General features: G+C 41.5%; 17 protein-coding genes. 1 reads left to right on the top strand and 16 read right to left on the bottom strand.

Translation table 11 applies throughout. The features are described 5' to 3' along the window. Positions 1 to 28: 28 nt before the first annotated feature. From DWY37_RS10585 to DWY37_RS10575, 3 genes are read right to left on the bottom strand one after another with little or no spacing between them, the layout of a single operon-like run. Positions 29 to 1951 (bottom strand): NAD(+) synthase, encoded by a 1923-nt coding sequence (locus DWY37_RS10585; protein ID WP_117698019.1) that lies wholly within the window; start codon positions 1949 to 1951, stop codon positions 29 to 31. Continuing rightward, positions 1948 to 2817 carry an Hsp33 family molecular chaperone HslO gene (gene hslO, locus DWY37_RS10580; protein ID WP_117698018.1) on the bottom strand — a complete coding sequence of 290 codons (870 nt, stop codon included), beginning with the start codon at positions 2815 to 2817 and terminating at the stop codon, positions 1948 to 1950. The genes DWY37_RS10585 and hslO overlap by 4 nt, the downstream gene beginning before the upstream one ends. Positions 2818 to 2836: 19 nt before the next feature. Next, positions 2837 to 3586 carry a class I SAM-dependent DNA methyltransferase gene (locus DWY37_RS10575; protein WP_117698017.1) on the bottom strand — a complete coding sequence of 250 codons (750 nt, stop codon included), beginning with the start codon at positions 3584 to 3586 and terminating at the stop codon, positions 2837 to 2839. Positions 3587 to 3721: 135 nt separating this feature from the next. On the opposite strand from DWY37_RS10575, the gene DWY37_RS10570 reads away from it, so the two are divergent. Continuing rightward, positions 3722 to 4765 carry a DUF6709 family protein gene (locus tag DWY37_RS10570; protein WP_118542214.1) on the top strand — a complete coding sequence of 348 codons (1044 nt, stop codon included), beginning with the start codon at positions 3722 to 3724 and terminating at the stop codon, positions 4763 to 4765. Between the two features lie 51 nt (positions 4766 to 4816). Here DWY37_RS10570 and ilvN read toward each other — a convergent pair whose 3' ends face one another. The 13 genes from ilvN to DWY37_RS10510 form a co-directional block, all read right to left on the bottom strand. Next, positions 4817 to 5314, bottom strand: a complete 498-nt coding sequence (ilvN, locus tag DWY37_RS10565; protein WP_117698016.1) for an acetolactate synthase small subunit — start codon at positions 5312 to 5314, stop codon at positions 4817 to 4819. 13 nt (positions 5315 to 5327) lie between these two features. Continuing rightward, positions 5328 to 7049: a biosynthetic-type acetolactate synthase large subunit gene (gene ilvB / locus DWY37_RS10560; protein WP_118542212.1), complete on the bottom strand. Its 1722-nt coding sequence runs from the start codon at positions 7047 to 7049 to the stop codon at positions 5328 to 5330. Positions 7050 to 7062: 13 nt separating this feature from the next. Then, on the bottom strand, positions 7063 to 8022 hold the full coding sequence (locus DWY37_RS10555) for an AEC family transporter (protein WP_118542210.1): 960 nt from the start codon (positions 8020 to 8022) through the stop codon (positions 7063 to 7065). A gap of 21 nt (positions 8023 to 8043) precedes the next feature. Continuing rightward, positions 8044 to 8535 carry a dihydrofolate reductase gene (locus DWY37_RS10550; RefSeq protein WP_117841761.1) on the bottom strand — a complete coding sequence of 164 codons (492 nt, stop codon included), beginning with the start codon at positions 8533 to 8535 and terminating at the stop codon, positions 8044 to 8046. Positions 8536 to 8554: 19 nt separating this feature from the next. Then, positions 8555 to 9403 carry a thymidylate synthase gene (gene thyA / locus DWY37_RS10545; protein ID WP_117698015.1) on the bottom strand — a complete coding sequence of 283 codons (849 nt, stop codon included), beginning with the start codon at positions 9401 to 9403 and terminating at the stop codon, positions 8555 to 8557. Between the two features lie 529 nt (positions 9404 to 9932). Then, positions 9933 to 11207 (bottom strand): phosphoribosylamine--glycine ligase, encoded by a 1275-nt coding sequence (gene purD / locus DWY37_RS10540; protein ID WP_117947764.1) that lies wholly within the window; start codon positions 11205 to 11207, stop codon positions 9933 to 9935. A gap of 83 nt (positions 11208 to 11290) precedes the next feature. Further along, complete coding sequence (gene purN / locus DWY37_RS10535; protein ID WP_118542208.1) at positions 11291 to 11926, bottom strand: phosphoribosylglycinamide formyltransferase; 636 nt, start codon at positions 11924 to 11926, stop codon at positions 11291 to 11293. Further along, a complete protein-coding gene (purM, locus tag DWY37_RS10530; protein WP_022243386.1) occupies positions 11920 to 12945 on the bottom strand; it encodes a phosphoribosylformylglycinamidine cyclo-ligase in 1026 nt (341 codons plus the stop codon). Before purM ends, purN begins: the two co-directional genes overlap by 7 nt. 321 nt (positions 12946 to 13266) lie before the next feature. After that, a complete protein-coding gene (locus tag DWY37_RS10525; protein ID WP_118542206.1) occupies positions 13267 to 13752 on the bottom strand; it encodes an NUDIX hydrolase in 486 nt (161 codons plus the stop codon). A 53-nt stretch (positions 13753 to 13805) separates the two neighbouring features. Beyond that, positions 13806 to 15167, bottom strand: coding sequence for an MATE family efflux transporter (locus tag DWY37_RS10520; RefSeq protein ID WP_117698012.1), 1362 nt, complete (start codon positions 15165 to 15167; stop codon positions 13806 to 13808). Positions 15168 to 15171: 4 nt separating this feature from the next. Then, positions 15172 to 15648 carry a YaiI/YqxD family protein gene (locus tag DWY37_RS10515; RefSeq protein WP_118542204.1) on the bottom strand — a complete coding sequence of 159 codons (477 nt, stop codon included), beginning with the start codon at positions 15646 to 15648 and terminating at the stop codon, positions 15172 to 15174. Positions 15649 to 15667: 19 nt separating this feature from the next. Then, complete coding sequence (locus tag DWY37_RS15830; RefSeq protein WP_156454678.1) at positions 15668 to 15838, bottom strand: hypothetical protein; 171 nt, start codon at positions 15836 to 15838, stop codon at positions 15668 to 15670. Between the two features lie 52 nt (positions 15839 to 15890). Continuing rightward, the coding region (locus DWY37_RS10510; RefSeq protein WP_147403589.1) for a DUF262 domain-containing protein at positions 15891 to 17449 on the bottom strand (1559 nt) is incomplete at its 5' end.

Raw genomic sequence — 17449 nt, 5'->3', positions numbered from 1 at the left:
TCTTTTCTCGTAGTTCATTTTTCACATTTTATTCCAGATGTTCGATTTCATCCATCCAGATACGTGCCGATGCATCACTTGGCATTCGTAAATCACCTCTTGGTGATACTGCTACCGTACCGACCTTTGGTCCATCCGGCAGACAGGAACGTTTAAACTGCTGTGAGAAGAAACGGCGGTAGAAGGTCTTTAACCATTTCAAAATCACTGCATTGTCATACTGTCCGGCAAATGCCACCTGTGCCAGACGATATATTTTTGCCGGAGCAAAGCCAAATCGCATCACATAATATAAATAGAAATCATGGAGTTCATACGGTCCTACAATATCCTCTGTCTTCTGGGCGATTTTTCCATTTTCCGGCGGAAGCAGTTCCGGGCTGACCGGTGTATCTAAGACATCATACAGCACAGTTGAAAGTTCCTTATTTCCACAGGTGTCCGCATAGTAGTGTACCAGATGACGCACCAGAGTCTTTGGTACGGATGCATTCACTCCATACATGGACATATGGTCACCGTTATAGGTAGCCCAGCCCAATGCCAGCTCTGACATATCTCCGGTTCCGATTACCATACCATTATTCTTATTAGCAATATCCATCAGAATCTGGGTACGTTCCCTTGCCTGTCCATTTTCATATGTTACATCATGTACACCCTCATCCTGACCGATGTCACGGAAATGAATACGTACTGCTTCTTTGATATCTACTTCTATCAGCTTTGCTCCAAGGCAGCGAATGAGACTTAATGCATTCTCATAGGTACGGTCTGTGGTTCCAAAGCCCGGCATGGTAACCGCATATATCTGTTCTCTCGGAAGATTCAGCCGGTCAAATGCCTGTACCGTAACCAAAAGTGCCAGTGTGGAATCCAGTCCACCGGAAATGCCCACCACTGCACATTTGCATCCGGTATGCTCTAACCGTTTCTTAAGTCCCATGGACTGAATAGCTAAAATCTCTTCACAACGTTTATCACGCTTGTCCTTATTGCCCGGAACGAATGGCGCCGGATCCACGAAACGGCTCAGCGTTGTATCTGATTTATCAATAAAGAAAGAAAATCTAAGATAATCCCCGCTTCTGCTGCCTGCTGCAAAAGTGCTCATTCTCCGTCTTTCGGATACCAGACGTTCCATATCAATTTCAGAATATACCGTCTCATTGGTAAAACGTTCAGATTCTGCTAAAACCGCTCCGTTTTCTGCAATGATATTATGCCCGGAATATACTACATCCTGTGTGGATTCTCCATCTCCGGCACTGACATAGACATAGCCACAGAGCAGGCGGGCAGACTGTCCTGCAACAAGCTCTCTCCGGTAAATATCCTTTCCGGTTGTCTCATCACTGGCAGAAAGATTTACGATTAAAGTTGCTCCTGCCAGAGCATGGGAAATACTCGGCGGGTTTGGTGTCCAGACATCCTCGCAGATTTCCACACCGATTACCAGCTCCGGCAATACATCATCACACTGGAACAAAATGTGGCTTCCCATCGGTACATGATAAGCCGGTGCAATATCTACACCCTCTGCTTCTTCTTTTCCCGGAGCAAAATATCTTGCTTCATAGAATTCATTGTAATTTGGAATATGGGTCTTTGGCACGATGCCGATAATCTCGCCTTTGTTTAAAGCTGCTGCCACATTATAAAGCTTGCCTTCATGCATCAGAGGCAGACCAACAAATACAACGGCATCCAAAGCACCGAGTTCCTTTGCCAGCCATACCAGCCGCTCCCTTGCGCTTCTTAATAAAGTCTCCTGTAAAAATAAATCGCCACAGGTATATCCGGTAATGCAAAGCTCCGGGCACACAATGACTTTGGCTCCGTTTGCTGCTGCTTCCATTACTGCCGCTTTTATTCGAATGGTATTTTCTACCGGATCTGCGACTACTACTTTTGGTGTTACTGCTGCTACTTTGATAAATCCATCTCTCATTTTCTTATCTCCCTTAAATCATCCGGACTGAATACATAATTCTCATTACAGAAATGACATTTTACTTCAATCGGTTCTTCATCTTTGATTAAATCATCCAAATCTTTCTTGCTTAAGCTTGCCAGTGCTTTTGCCACACGCTCTTTGGAACAGTCACAGTGGAAGGTAACCGGCATCGTATCATTGATTTCAAGCTTCATCTCTCCTAAGATTTCCTCTAAAATCATTTCCGGTGTCATGCCCTTTTCCAACATTTCTGTTACGGATGCTATCTGTGCGATTTTCTGCTCTAATGCATCAATGACTGCATCCTCTGTAAACGGCATCAGCTGAATGATAAATCCGCCTGCCTGACGCACCGTATTGTCCTTATTCATGAGGACTCCCAAACCTACGGAAGATGGTACCTGCTCAGATACCGCAAAATAATAAGTTAAATCTTCTGCGATTTCACCGGTCTGAAGCTCAGTCTGTCCCACATACGGATCCTTTAATCCCATGTCTTTTATGACACTTAAAACACCATTTCCAATGGCTCCGCCTACATTTAATTTACCGGCTGCATTGGGTGGTAATATCACGTCTGCCACGCCGGGATAGCCTTTTACACCCCCGTTAGCATTGGCAGTTACCGTAAGGCCATGCATCGGACCATCTCCCTGAATCTGCAGGGTCAGAAGGTCTTTTTCTCCCTTCATCATGCTGCCCATCATTGCTGCTGCGCTCATGGCACGTCCTAATGCAGCTGTTACAATCGGGCTGCTGTTATGACGGACTCTTGCTTCCTCCGTCATCTCTTTTGATGTAATCGCAAATGCACGAATCTGTCCATCTGCAGCTGTTGCTCTCACCATATAATCTGACATTTTTTCTTCCTCTTTCTTCTTATTTCCCCTGTTCTCTTGCGATGATATAAATCCGTTCACTGCAGGCTGTCGGTTCTTTTCCCGTCTCTACATCAAAGACACCTTCCCATTTCATACCGGCTTCTTCGATTAATTTTCGTACGGTTTCTATCTCATACGCCCGCTGAAAATGTGTTTCTTCATATCTCCGGAACAAATCATCCTCTTCTTTGATAAAAAGTGTTAAATCATACTGATTGACCTGTTCCTCCGGGTCATAATAATTTTCCCAGATAAAGCTGCTGTCCTCTCTGGTCTCGCAGAAGCTGTTGTCTCCTAAGAGTTCCTCATATTTATATCTGGTATTCATATCGAAAATAAAGATTCCGCCCGGGTCAAGATAATTATTGACCAGGGAAAATACCTGTCTCAAATCCTCTTCTGACATGATATAATTCATGGAATCGCAGACACTTACTACTGCCCGGATGGTTCCATACAATTCAAACTCCCTCATATCCTGAAGAAGATACAGTATCTCTGTATTTTCCATGGTATATTCTCTGGCTACCGAGAGCATTTCCTCGGAATTGTCCACCCCAATCATATCATAACCTTCTGCCGCTAAAAGTCTCGTCATCCTTCCGGTTCCACAGCCAAGTTCCAAAAGCAGGCCATCGTTTATTCCCTCTGCTTTTAATATGTCCACCAGATATTTTTTCCATGCTTCGTAAGGGACATTGTCCATAAATGTATCATAAACTGTTGCAAATTCTGTATATGCTTCCACACAACCACTCTTTCTGTCCTATTCTTCTGTAATACTAACAATTTTCCCTGATAAAAGCAAGTAGTCGCGCCCTAAGGCTTGATTATTTTTCCCTAAAACTTTATACTTAAAATCATAACACTACTGGGAGGAATTATGACAAACCAATTAGACCACTATATATCCAACCACATCAAAAGTCTTTACCGGCATAAGCTTTTTTCGCCGATTCTATATATGATACTGTTGATTGTTCTTTGGATTATCTTTCCCATCGGCACCATCTTAAGTCCGAGGGTTATCAACGAAAAGACTTCTCTTGATAAATTATATAAAGAGAATGACCGGTATGTCAGTATTACGCTGACGGATTTAAAATTTACCGGATACACACAGGAAGTCTTAGGGCAGACCCATGGATATTACTACTATACGATTCAGGATGGGTGCTGTAATATCGTACTGCTCTCTCCGAAGACCAGCGAAGAGGGACTTCCAAATATTAACAAAGTAACCGTCCATGCCAAAATCCAGACCGCAACCAAATCCTACCATACCCTGCTTTCTAAAATTGCAGCAGATTTGAACTGGACAGACAGCGGTATTTACGGAGAAAGCTCCTCCTATTATATCAGTGAGCCCGGTTTCCGTTACGGCTTCAGTATCTTTCTGATTCTGCTTTTTGCATGCAGTGGACTTTATGCCATTTTCAGTATCATATGTTATTTTGTATACATTCATTTTCCATGGCTGTCACCGCCCTGCCAGCAGCTGGCCCGGTTCGGTTCTCCGAAGACTCTTCTTATGCAGGCAGAAGAAGAACTGGCGACACTGCCACAGCTGGCTACGGAAGATATGTTTATTACCGAGCATTTCTTTATTGAAATCTCTACGGATGGAATTGCCTTTGTTCCGATTCAGGAAATCATCTGGCTTTATAAACATTCCACCCTGCACAAGTTCTTCTGGTACCATTTCAGTATCTCCTATACGCTGTGTATCTCTGCGAAAAAGCACTTATACATCCAGTGTCCGAAGAACTTAAAATCCGATATCGACGGTATCATCGACTACTTAGCAGAAGCAAATCATAATATTCTTGTAGGCTTCAACGAAAAGAACCGCCTGAAGGTACAGGAAATTCAGGGAACACCATTGCAGTTTGAGAAGTTTATTGCACTGTTGAAAAAAAGATTATAAAAAATATGGGAATTCCGCATTACGGACTTCCCATATTCCCGGTATTTAATATTACCGGCAGGATGTGCTGATTGATTCAATGGCTACTGCCCCGCCACGCACTACTTCGATGGTCCTGAAGCGGCGTTTTAAAAGAGCTATCAGTTCATTGTTGCGGCGTTCTGTCAGCTTGCACTCTAACAATACGCTGTCTTCCCCAATATCTGCCACATCTACTTTAAAGGTTGTTGCAATCTGAAATACCTCCGCTTTATCTTCCACGCTGCAATGCAGCACTTTTGCAAAAAGAATCTCTTTCATATGGATTGGTACATTGGTTAAATCAATTACCTTAATGACCTCTACCATACTGTTTAACTGCTTCTTAATCTGTTCAAATGTAATATCATCACTGGTTACACAGATTGTCATACGGGACACACTCTCATCTTCCGTGGTTCCTACGGTAAGACTCTGGAGGTTATAGGATTTGCCGGAAAAAAGTCCGGAAACCTTCGCCAGTACACCAACCTGGTTTTCTACATATAATGCAATCCATCTGTTTTTCATACCAACGTTCCTCCTATTTCAAAATCATCTGGCTCATTGCAGTTCCACTCTTAACCATCGGAAGTACAATGTCCTCTGTTGCAATCATAAATTCTATTACGGTAGAAGTCTTTTTATTCTTCTTTGCCTCTTCGAAGGCTGCATTCATTTCTTCGGTGTTCGTCACACGAATACCCTTTGCGCCATAGCTTTCTGCCCATTTCACAAAATCCGGTTCATATACCGGGCAGTCTTTTCCCGGTCCCTTACAGTTGTTCGGACATTCCTTATGCTGACGCAGGCAGGTTGCAGAATAACGTTTTCCGTAGAAAAGCTGCTGCTGCTGGCGAACCATGCCAAGATAAAAATTATTTAAAATGCAGACAATTACCGGTGCATCCTGGCATACTGCAGTTGCCATTTCCTGCATATTCATCTGGAATCCACCATCTCCGGTGATACAGATAACCTCTTTTTCCGGACAGCCGATTTTTGCTCCGACTGCTGCCGGGAATCCAAAGCCCATTGTTCCAAGGCCCCCTGATGTAATAAAGGTTCCGCCACGTTCCATCTCAAGATACTGGGTTGCCCACATCTGATGCTGCCCAACATCTGTTGCAATAATGGCTCCTTTGAAATGCTCATTGATTCCTTCCATAATCATCTGTGGGGAAAGTCCCTTATCTCTTCGCATTTCCAGAGGATTTTCTTTGTTCCATTCCTCAATGCGGGCTATCCAGGCTGTTGTTTTCTTCGGTTCTGCCCACTCTGATAATTTTTCCAGTGCGGTTCTTGCATCTGCTACTACCGGTACATCCACCACAACATTTCTGGAAATGGATGCTGTATCCACATCCACATGAACAATTTTTGCCTTTGGCGCAAACTCATTCAAATCGCCGGTAATGCGGTCATTGAATCTTGTTCCGATGGAGAATAATACATCACACTCAGAAACTGCCATATTGGCTGCATATCTTCCATGCATACCGCAGTTTCCCATATAATAAGGATTGGATGTGCCAATGGCTCCTTTTCCCATAATGGTGGTAACAACCGGCACCTGCATTTTAGTAACAAATTCATCAAAAATATCATTGGCACGGGCAATGTTGATTCCGCCTCCGGCAAGAATCAATGGTTTCTTGGCACTCTTTAAAAGCTTATATGCCTTTTTCAACTGTCCGATATGTACGCCTTCATTTAGCTTGTAACCACGAATCTGCACACTCTTTGGATAATCGGATGGTCCACTCTCTAACTGGATATCCTTTGGGATATCCACAAGAACCGGTCCCGGTTTTCCGGTGGTTGCAATATGAAATGCCATACGGATTATTTTTCCCAAATCTTTTCTGTCCCGAACGGTTACGCCGTATTTTGTTATGGAACGGGTCATTCCTACAATATCAACCTCCTGAAAGGCATCATTTCCAATCAGTGGAAGCGGCACCTGACCGGTAATACAAACAAGCGGGATACTGTCAAAATGTGCATCCGCAAGTCCTGTGATAATATTGGTAGCTCCCGGGCCGCTGGTTACCAGACAGACTCCCGGCTTTCCGGTAGCTCTCGCATATCCTTCTGCCTCATGAATCAGTCCCTGCTCATGTCTGGGAAGCACCAGGTGAATATCATCCTGTTTATATAATTCATCAAAAAGGTCGGTGACCATTCCGCCCGGATAGCCAAATATGGTATCCACGCCTTCTTCCATCATCGCCTTTACAAATAATTTTCTTCCTGTAATATCCATCTAACGTCCTCCTCTATATCAATCCCATGGTCTTAAGGATAAAAATCCAGCCAGTTAAGGTAAATGCTCCCAAAAGCGTTGTTGTCACAATAATACTTGCTGTCAGCACACCATCATTTTTCATGTTCTTTGCCATAATATAGCAGCTTGGTGTAGTCGGTGATGCAAGCATAATCAGAATTGCAATCATTTTTTCTCCGGTAAATCCCAAGGCTGCTGCCACCGGAAGTAGTAAAAGCGGCTGTATCACAAGCTTGATTGCAGATGCTGCAAGGGTCGGTCTGATTTTTGCCAGGGCTTTTCTTCCCTCAAAGCCTGCACCCAGTGCAATCAACGCCAGTGGTGTTGCCATCTTTGCCACATTCTCAATGGTCTTATCTACCATGGCAGGAAAATCAAGGGACAATAATGCTGCCACCATACCAAAGGCAATTCCAAGGATAATCGGATTCTTTAATATGTTAAGAAATGCTTTCTTGATTCTGCCACCATGTGCTGCCTCTTCTCCTTCTCCATCTTCATTGGCTTCAAAGGTCAGTACAATAACAGAAAAGATATTATAAAGCGGCACTGCCCCGATAATCATCAATGGTCCCATGGCAGAACTGCCATAAATATTTTCAATAAAGGCAAGTCCCATGACTGCGGCACTGCTCCGGAAGGAGCTTTGCACAAATGCACCACGGATGGATTTATCCTTTACAAAGAGCTTTGTGGCTCCCCAGATTACCCAGAAACAGACGGTACTTGCCAGTGCACAGAAAAGCACATATTTCAAATCAAAGATTTCCCGGATATTTACCGTAGAAATATCCCGAAATAACATAAATGGCAAGGTCACCTTAAAATTAAACTTATTCGCCACCGTCACAAAATTATCATTGAGCATACCAATCTGCTTTAAGATATAACCGATTACCATCACAAGAAAGATTGGCATGGTGGTATTTAAACTGAAAATAAGATTATTCATTTCTTACACGTTTCTTTCTGCTTATCTTATTCTTTCATATTTTAAGAAGTAATACTCCAGATCAAAATAGGTCTGTTCATCACTGTCTTCTGTAATCTGCCATTCTTCCTTTTCATCCAGATTCGGGAAATAGGCATCTGCATCATATGCATAGTCAATCTTCGTAATATGTGCTACATCGCACTCATCCAAAAGCTGACGATAAATGCTTTCACCGCCAATAACATAGACATCCTCACTGTTATACTGCTCTAACTCTTTATGCAGTTCGTCTAAATCATGCACCACAATGGCATCCTTCACTTTATAATTCTTATCACTGGTCAGTACAATATTGACACGGTTCTTAAGAGGCTGTCCATTTGGAAAGCTTTCCAAGGTCTTACGTCCCATGACTACCACTTTCCCGGTTGTGGTCTGACGGAAAAATTTCATATCATCCGGAATGCTTACCAGTAATTTATTCTTATAGCCAATTGCCCAATTAGCATCTACTGCTGCGATTAAATTCATCTCTTTCACCTGCTCCTTTTTATATTGCGATTGGAATATCCTGAATCTGCGGTCCTGTTACATAATTATCAAGACGTACATCATTTCTGGTAAATTCATAGAAATCCTTTACATCCGGATTCAACCAGAATGTCGGTGCGTCATACGTCGGTCTTTGAATCAGTTCCTTTATAATAGGAATATGCCGGTCATAAATATGTGCATCTGCAATCACATGCACTAACTCTCCCACACGCATATCGCACACCTGTGCCAGCATATGCATCAGTACTGCATACTGGCAGACATTCCAGTTATTGGCAGCTAAGATATCCTGTGAACGCTGATTTAAAATTGCATTCAAAGTCAGCTTATCGTCCCCCTTCTTCTGGGTTACATTAAAGGTCATGCTGTATGCGCATGGATAAAGATGCATCTCACTTAAATCCTGATGTACATATATGTTGGTCATGATTCTTCTGCTGAAAGGATTGTTCTTAAGGTCATAAATCACACGGTCTACCTGATCAAACATTCCTTCCTTATATTTATGCTTTACTCCCATCTGGTAGCCATATGCTTTTCCAATGGAGCCTGTCTCATCTGCCCATTCATCCCAGACATGGCTGTGTAAGTCATTGACATTATTGGACTTCAACTGCCAGATCCATAACATCTCATCGGTACAGCTCTTGATTGCTGTCTTTCGTAATGTAATTGCCGGAAATTCTTTGGATAAATCATATCTGTTTACCACACCAAATTTCTTAATTGTATAAGCACTGGTTCCATCCTCCCAATGTGGGCGGACCTTTTCTCCTTCTGTACTTACCCCGTTGTCCAATATATCCTGACACATATCGATAAAAATTTTATCTGCCAGACTCATGCTGCGGCACCTCCTGCGCTAGTTTTTTCACTGTTTAGAGTATATTCTAAATTAATATTGTATCGGATAATCCCACCAAGCGCAAGAGTAGAAAATTTAACATTACAAATTTATGATTGCAGCTTGTGCATTTTCTTTTTTTTCTGCAAGTTGTCTTATCAATTTTTATTATTTTATATATTATGTAATCTTAAAATCTTTCTTTTAAGATTTATGTTAATTTGTTTTCTGATTTTATTATTTTTTAGAAGAAGGGAATGTGCCGGACTGGGGGATGGGCGGAAGAATTGGTCTATCCCAATATGAACCGGTCTGTTCTAATATGAATTGAATTATCGTAGTATGATTGGTTTTTATTTTATCAAAATTTATTATGTCTTGTTTTAATTTCAAGAATTCGTCATTGATTCTCGTCTCTTTATTGCATTGCATTTTTAAGTATCGAAAAAGTACCCGTAAATTTTTCTGTTTTTTACGGATACTTTTCTTATCTTTCTATTTTGTCGATTCGTTAAATCATTCTTTAACTTTATGCTTCATCTATGGATTTTCCAATGTCATGGCGCATATACTTGTTATCGAAGTCTACCCACTCCGTTGCCTTATAAGCATTGGCTCTTGCTTCTTTTAAGGTAGCTCCCTTGGCTGTGATGCCAAGTACACGGCCTCCGTTGGTTACAATTTTTCCTTCCTCATTTAACTTGGTTCCAGCATGGAAACAGTAGTAACCTTCTTTGCCATCAAAGTTCTCAAGGCCTTTGATTTCAAATCCTTTTTCATATGCCACCGGATATCCGTCAGATGCAAGAACAACGCATACAGCTGCATTATCTTCAAACTGTAAATCAATGGTATCTAATTTACCGTCTACGCAGGCTTCCATTACATCAATGATGTCATTTTTCATTCTCGGAAGAACTACCTGAGCCTCCGGGTCACCAAAACGGGCATTGTACTCTAATACCTTTGGTCCATCCTCTGTCAACATCAGACCGAAGAAAATAACACCTACAAATGGTCTTCCTTCTGCTGCCATGGCATCTACGGTTGCCTGATAGATATATTTCTTACAGAAATCATCTACTTCTTTGGTATAGAAAGGACTTGGAGAGAAGTTACCCATTCCACCGGTATTTAAGCCCTGGTCTCCATCTTTGGCACGTTTGTGGTCCTGTGCGGAAGACATAATCTTAATGGTCTTGCCATCTACGAAAGAAAGCACGGATACTTCACGGCCTGTCATGAACTCTTCTATTACCATATGGTTGCCGGCAGAACCAAATTTCTTATCTTCCATGATTTCTTTTACTCCGGCTTTCGCTTCCTCTAAGGTGTTACAAATCAGAACACCTTTACCAAGTGCCAGTCCGTCTGCCTTTAATACGATTGGCATTTTTGCAGTTTCCAGATACTCCAATGCCTTTTTCGGGTCATCAAAGGTCTCATATCCTGCGGTCGGAATGTTATATTTCTTCATCAAATCTTTGGAAAATGCTTTGGATCCCTCTAAGATTGCAGCATTCTTTCTCGGTCCGAATACTTTTAATCCTTCTGCTTCAAATACATCTACAATTCCACCGACCAATGGATCATCCATTCCTACGATGGTAAAATCAATCTCTTTTTCCTTTGCAAAAGCTACCAGCTTGTCAAATTCCATGGCTCCAATGTTCACACATTCTGCCAGCTGTCCGATTCCGGCATTGCCCGGTGCACAGTAAATCTTATCTACACGGCTGCTCTTTGCTACGCTTGTCACAATTGCATGCTCTCTTCCGCCGCTTCCAACTACTAATACGTTCATGTTAATCCTCCTGTTTTCTGCAAAAACCAGCTAGTGTACCAACTTATGACACACTATCTGGTTTTCTATTTATGTGGGTAATTCTACTTCGTCTCTGGCAGAATTCTCACCCTGCTATCTTCTACCTTTACTCTTCCATTGGCAATTAAATCAATTGCCTGTGGCATAATTTTCCACTCTGCCTGTTCCATCACACGACGCTGCAGAATCTCCGGCGTATCATCCTCTTCAACTGCAACTGCTTTCTGTAAAATGATTGGGCCGGTATCTGTTCCTTCATCCACAAAATGCACCGTAGCTCCTGTTACCTTCACTCCACGGGAAAGTGCTCCTTCGTGGACTTTTAATCCATAGAAGCCTGTTCCACAGAAAGATGGAATCAGGGATGGATGAATATTGATTATCCGGTTGCGGTACTGTGCAATCATTTCCGGTGGAATTACCACCAAAAAGCCTGCCAGTACAACCAAATCTACTTTATATTCATTCAATTTTTCTAAGAAATCAGCATTGAATGCCGCCCGGTTCTCATAGGATTTCGGAGAAATGCAAAGTGCCTTGATATTATGTTTTCTTGCACGCTCTAAGGCATAGGCATTCGGATTATTACTGATTACCACTTCTATCTTTGCATTGGTAATGGTTCCATTATCCATGGCATCGATAATTGCCTGAAGATTGGTTCCACCACCGGATACTAATACTGCAACTTTTAGCATAATGTAACACCCTTTTCTCCGTTTTCAATCTTACCAACAACATATGGCTTGTCTCCGGCAGATTTGATTGCTTCCATGGTTTTATCTACATCTTCCGGTGCAACTGCGAGTACCATACCAAGTCCCATGTTGTAGGTATTGTACATCATTTTCTCTTCTACATTTCCTTCTTTTGCCATCAGGGTAAAGATTGGTGGAATCGGATAGCTGTTCTTTTCAATCACTGCATGTTTTCCTTCCGGAAGCATACGTGGAACATTTTCATAGAAACCACCGCCTGTGATATGGCTGCAGGCTTTTACACGGATGCCGGCATCTTTGATGGCACGCAGTGCTTTTACATAAATTCTGGTTGGTGCAAGTAATGCTTCTCCCAAAGTAGTTCCCAGTTCTTCATGGTATGTATCAAGGGTTTCTTTATCCATGGTAAAGATTTTACGAACCAGTGAAAATCCATTGGAATGTACTCCGGTTGATGCCATACCAATCAGAACATCACCGTCTGCCAGGGTCTCGCCGGTAATCATATCTTTCTTATCACATACACCTACTGCAAATCCAGCCAGGTCATATTCATCCTCTGCCATCAGACCCGGATGCTCTGCAGTCTCTCCACCAATTAATGCTGCGTCAGACTGAAGACAGCCTTCTGCTACACCTTTTACGATGGCTGCAATTTTCTCCGGATAATTCTTACCACATGCAATATAATCTAAGAAGAATAATGGTTCTCCACCTGCACAGGCAATATCATTTACACACATTGCTACTGCATCAATACCGATGGTATCATGCTTGTCCATAATCATGGCGAGCTTTACTTTCGTGCCACAGCCATCTGTTCCGGATAACAGTACCGGTTCTTCCATTTCTTTAATCTTCTCTAATGAAAATGCTCCGGAAAATCCGCCCAGTCCTCCAAGAACCTCTGGACGCATGGTCTTCTTTACATGCTCCTTCATCAGTTCTACGGACTTATATCCTGCCTCAATATCCACGCCTGCGTTCTTGTAATCCATTGTTCTTCCTCCTGAAATTATTATTTATCCTGCTTCTTATTTTGTGCTGATTTTATTATCTTCCTGCACGTTACTACTCTTGCCGTGCAAGTATGGAAATGCTTCGCATTTCCATACTACGGGCTTTTGCCCTATCAGACCATAATCAGCCCGTTTGGACTGCCAGCAGCCCAGCGGACTGCTTATAAGGTCTGGCACTGCTCAATGCTACTTACATTATAACTTCATTTGCTTATAAAGACCAATTATATATAGTAATACCACTAATTAGTTTTTCTAATTAATGGTATCTGGTTGCTTATTTCTACTTATAATTTACTTTTATTTCAATCGGGTTGTCCCATCTAATATGGCATGGGTCAAAGCATCTCCCCGATAGGATAATTTCAGTGAAAAGAAGCTCTCCCTCTCTTCTAACAGCCTGAAAAATATCTTATCACCTTCCCAGATAGGCAGATTATATACTTCTTCCTTTGGCATCCATTCCAGTGTTCCTTCGTTGCACTCGGTCATCGTACCGTGGAATTCATCTGCCGTATAAAGAAACATATATTCTGTCGGCCACGCATCGGAATCAAAAGTTACCACGCCCCGCAGCCGATAGGCATCCAAAGTAAGCCCGGTTTCTTCTTTTACTTCCCGAAGCAGGCATTCTTCCGGAGATTCTCCGGCTTCAAAATGACCGCCAACACCAACCCATTTATCCTTATTTACATCATGGCTTTTCTTCACCCGGTGCATCATCAGGTAGCAATTTTCCTTTTCTATATAGCAAAGCGTTGTATTTTCCGAACGTCTTTCTTCCATTTTTCTTTCTCTCTTCCGCTTTCTTTTTTACTTTCTTCCATGACTCTATGGTTCTATGCCGCTATCCGAAGCTTCCGGAAGCATACTTTGAAATAAATAATCTCGGCAATTGCTGTAATCGACCAGGAAAATGCATACAAAAGATATAAGGATGCAATGGTTCCAAAATATGCAAAGATCGTATATACCCAGATTACACGGAATACGCAGGAGCCCATGATAACAATAATGGTCGGCACAATGCTCTTTCCAATTCCGCGGGATGCCGCAATAGTGCAGTCCATAAATGCGGAAAGTGCATAGGAAAATCCCATAATCTTAATCCGCTCCATTCCGGCTTCAATTACCTCCGGTTTGCTGGCAAAAAGAGACAGGAACTGTCTTCCGAAAACCACCAGCAGCCCACCAAAAATTACGCCTGCCAGAAACGAATACAATAAACTGATGCGGTAACTTTTTATCATGCGTTCCCTGTTTCCTGCCCCCATATTCTGTCCCATGAAACTGGCGCATGCCGTATAAAATGCTGTCATAATATTAAAAATCAGCGTATCTGCATTGATTGCCGCTGAATTGCCGGACACCATAACCGCATCAAAGGAGTTGACTCCGGTCTGCACAAAAAGATTTGCAATTGCAAAGATTGCATTCTGCATTCCGCCCGGAACGCCAAGCATCAGCACACTTTTCGCCGCTTCCTTATGAAAACGCAGTCTGGAAAAGTAAAGCCTGCAGCTATCCTTTCTCCGGCACAGATGAGAAACCACCAAAATAGCTGACACATACTGAGCAATAACGCTGGCAATTGCCACTCCGCCTGCTGCCATATTACACTGGATAACAAAGAAAAGATTTAATAACACATTTAACACACCGGCAATACTCAGATAAATAAGTGGAAGCTTCGTCTCGCCGGATGCACTTAAAACACCATTTCCAAAATTGTAAATTGCAAGTGCCGGAAGCCCCAGTGCATAAATCCGAAAATATAGTACTGCGCCATCCATAAACTCTGATTTTGTATGTAAAATGTTTAAAAATGGCTCCGCAAATATATTACATATCAGGCACAGTATAAGTCCTGCCACCAGACAAATCAATGCCGCCGTGTGCACGGTTTCTTCCGTTCCCTTCGCATCGCCTACGCCCAGTTTATGCGCTACCCTTACATTAACACCGCCACCCATTCCAATCAGGAAGCCGGTAAATAAGGACACCAACAGCGTGGTCGAGCCAACCGACCCAAGGGGGATATATCCTGCATATTTTCCTACAATTGCTACGTCACTTAAATTAAATAATACTTCTAATATCTGAGAACACATCAACGGTATGCTAAAGAGGAAGATGTTCTTCCATAAAGAGCCGGATGTCATCCCGATACTTTTTCTTCTGCTTTCTGCTTTACTGCTCATAATTTTATTTCACTTTGGTTGGTTTGCTGTTCCTTTCCTGCCATATATCTTCTATAAGTTTTTCAAAGGACTGTGCAAAACGTACATCATCTTCTTCTGTACGCTTTCTCGGTCCTTTCATATGATTCTTATGAGAGCTGCGTCTTGCCTTCTTGTTAAGATGTCGTTCCATAAGCATCTGATCTATGTTATCATTCGTGTACCACTTGCCAGATTGGTGAATAGCATATGCACCTTTTCCAAGAGCCATAGCAGCGACACCATAATCCTGCGATACTACTACATCCCCTTTATGACAAATGCTGATCAGTTTATAATCTACTGCATCTGCTCCTGCACCTACCACAATCACATCGCTGTAATCAGAATACAAAATGTGATTTGTATCACACAGCAATGTGGTGGAAATATTGTATTTCTCTGCTATTGTCTCTACAATGTCCACTACCGGACACGCATCTGCATCTACAAATATCTGCATTTTCTTCAATTCACTTTCTTCAGTTGTAATTAACTAGTGTGCGTATGGTTTCAAGTGTTTCAGTTAGTTTACCTTCCAAATCTTTCAGTTCTTCATTGGCATCAATGATTGCATCTGATATTGTGTTTGGGAATATGCATCTGTCATTTTCTATATTTAATTCAAATAAAACAGCTTTATTATTTTCCAAGTAAATTTCCTGTACCTTTCCAAATAAAATATATTTTTCGCATTCTATGCTCTTATTTTAACAAGCCATTCTTCTGTAAGTAATTGATAAAGCAATCAATCATCTTTTTATATCGGTCAATAATATCTTTCTCGGTAAAATCAGCCGATGTAGCCGTCAGATCAAGAAGTTCAACAACACCTGTTCCCTCTTTCACCTGACCTTTACTGTTTGTAAATCCCTCATAATACTTCTTCTTATCCGTAAAACGATAATCAGAAGCACGAATGTTGATTCTTTTCTCAAGTAATGCTTTATTGCCCAATGACTCTACATTTCGAGCATCTGTTAATGAATTTTCTTTCTCATTTCTATTCCGAGCATAAATATGTTCAATCTCAAAAGTAGTTTCAAGTGAAAGTAGTGGCTGTTTATCATTCTGATATGCCCACCAAGCTATCATTGCTTTTGTAATTGGACGTGCATTATTGAAGCTGAAATTATCAAACATACTTCTTATAGTATCCGCATCGAACTTGTATTTTGAAAATTCAACAGGCTTATCATTTACGATATTTACCATCTCAGCATACACTGGAGTTCTAAGTGCATTTACGCCCGGATTTGTAATAGCATACGTCCATATAAATCCAGTTATCTTTTGCAAGAATGTATAGAACTTCTCGTCATCAAGCAAACCTTCATCATCTTTATTTTGCATAAAATATACGGATACAAAATATGTCCACATTCCGTTTGGAGCATAGTTCAATACAAAAAATTGCTTCAAAACTCTATTTGAAAATCTATCGGTATCTTGGTTGGAAACATCTTCCCAAAATTCAGCCAATACAATCAATTCGGTTAATGTATTAGTGTCTTTCAAAAGGGCATACGAGTTTTTCTCATAAAACTTTCTTAAAGCTTCTGTTGTAGAAGATACAATTCCCATTTTTGCACGAACAAAATACATATATCTTGTAAACAATTCGTCCATCGGTGTACCAGAAATCGGGTGGAATATTCTCTCGCAAAGTTCTTCGAGCTTTTTCCATTGAGTAATAAATTCTTCTTTTTTACCCAATTTAGAAAAATGCTTATAAAACTGTGCCTTAAAAATATCCGCATCAGACAACGGCTTTCCTCTATCATTAAGCGTTGAGAAAATCCGCAACGCTGTATCCTGCGATTCAGCTTCAATCGGAAGGAGAATACAGTTATTCATAATACGGGTAGGTAAATAAGCAAAGTAAGTAGGATATTTGGACAAAAATTCATCAATATTATCCTGAAAGAATCTGAAGTTGCAAGCATATTTGCTTTTCATTTCTTTATTGACACTTCCTGTTCTTAATATCTCAAGAAATTCTTCTTTATCATTATCAGTGGCAACCTCAGAATCTATCTTGAGCTGTGACATATCAGGCTCGCCAAATTCATCAGTTTTCCATAAACACTTTTCAATGTTCTGCTTTGTTGATATAGAAGCCTTGTCCTGCATATGACCGAACTTAGAATAGAACGCTCTTAAAAGTAGCATAAGAGTTGTCAATCTCTGCTGTCCATCAATAACCTCTAATTGAACAAAATCGCTGCGCGATGGCCTGCCAAGGCTGTGGCGCAGCTTTCTTT

Origin of the sequence: Roseburia sp. AF25-13LB (genome assembly GCF_003478915.1) — a bacterium.
Classification (GTDB): domain Bacteria; phylum Bacillota; class Clostridia; order Lachnospirales; family Lachnospiraceae; genus Roseburia_C; species Roseburia_C amylophila.
This window is presented reverse-complemented; position numbering and strand designations above follow the sequence as displayed.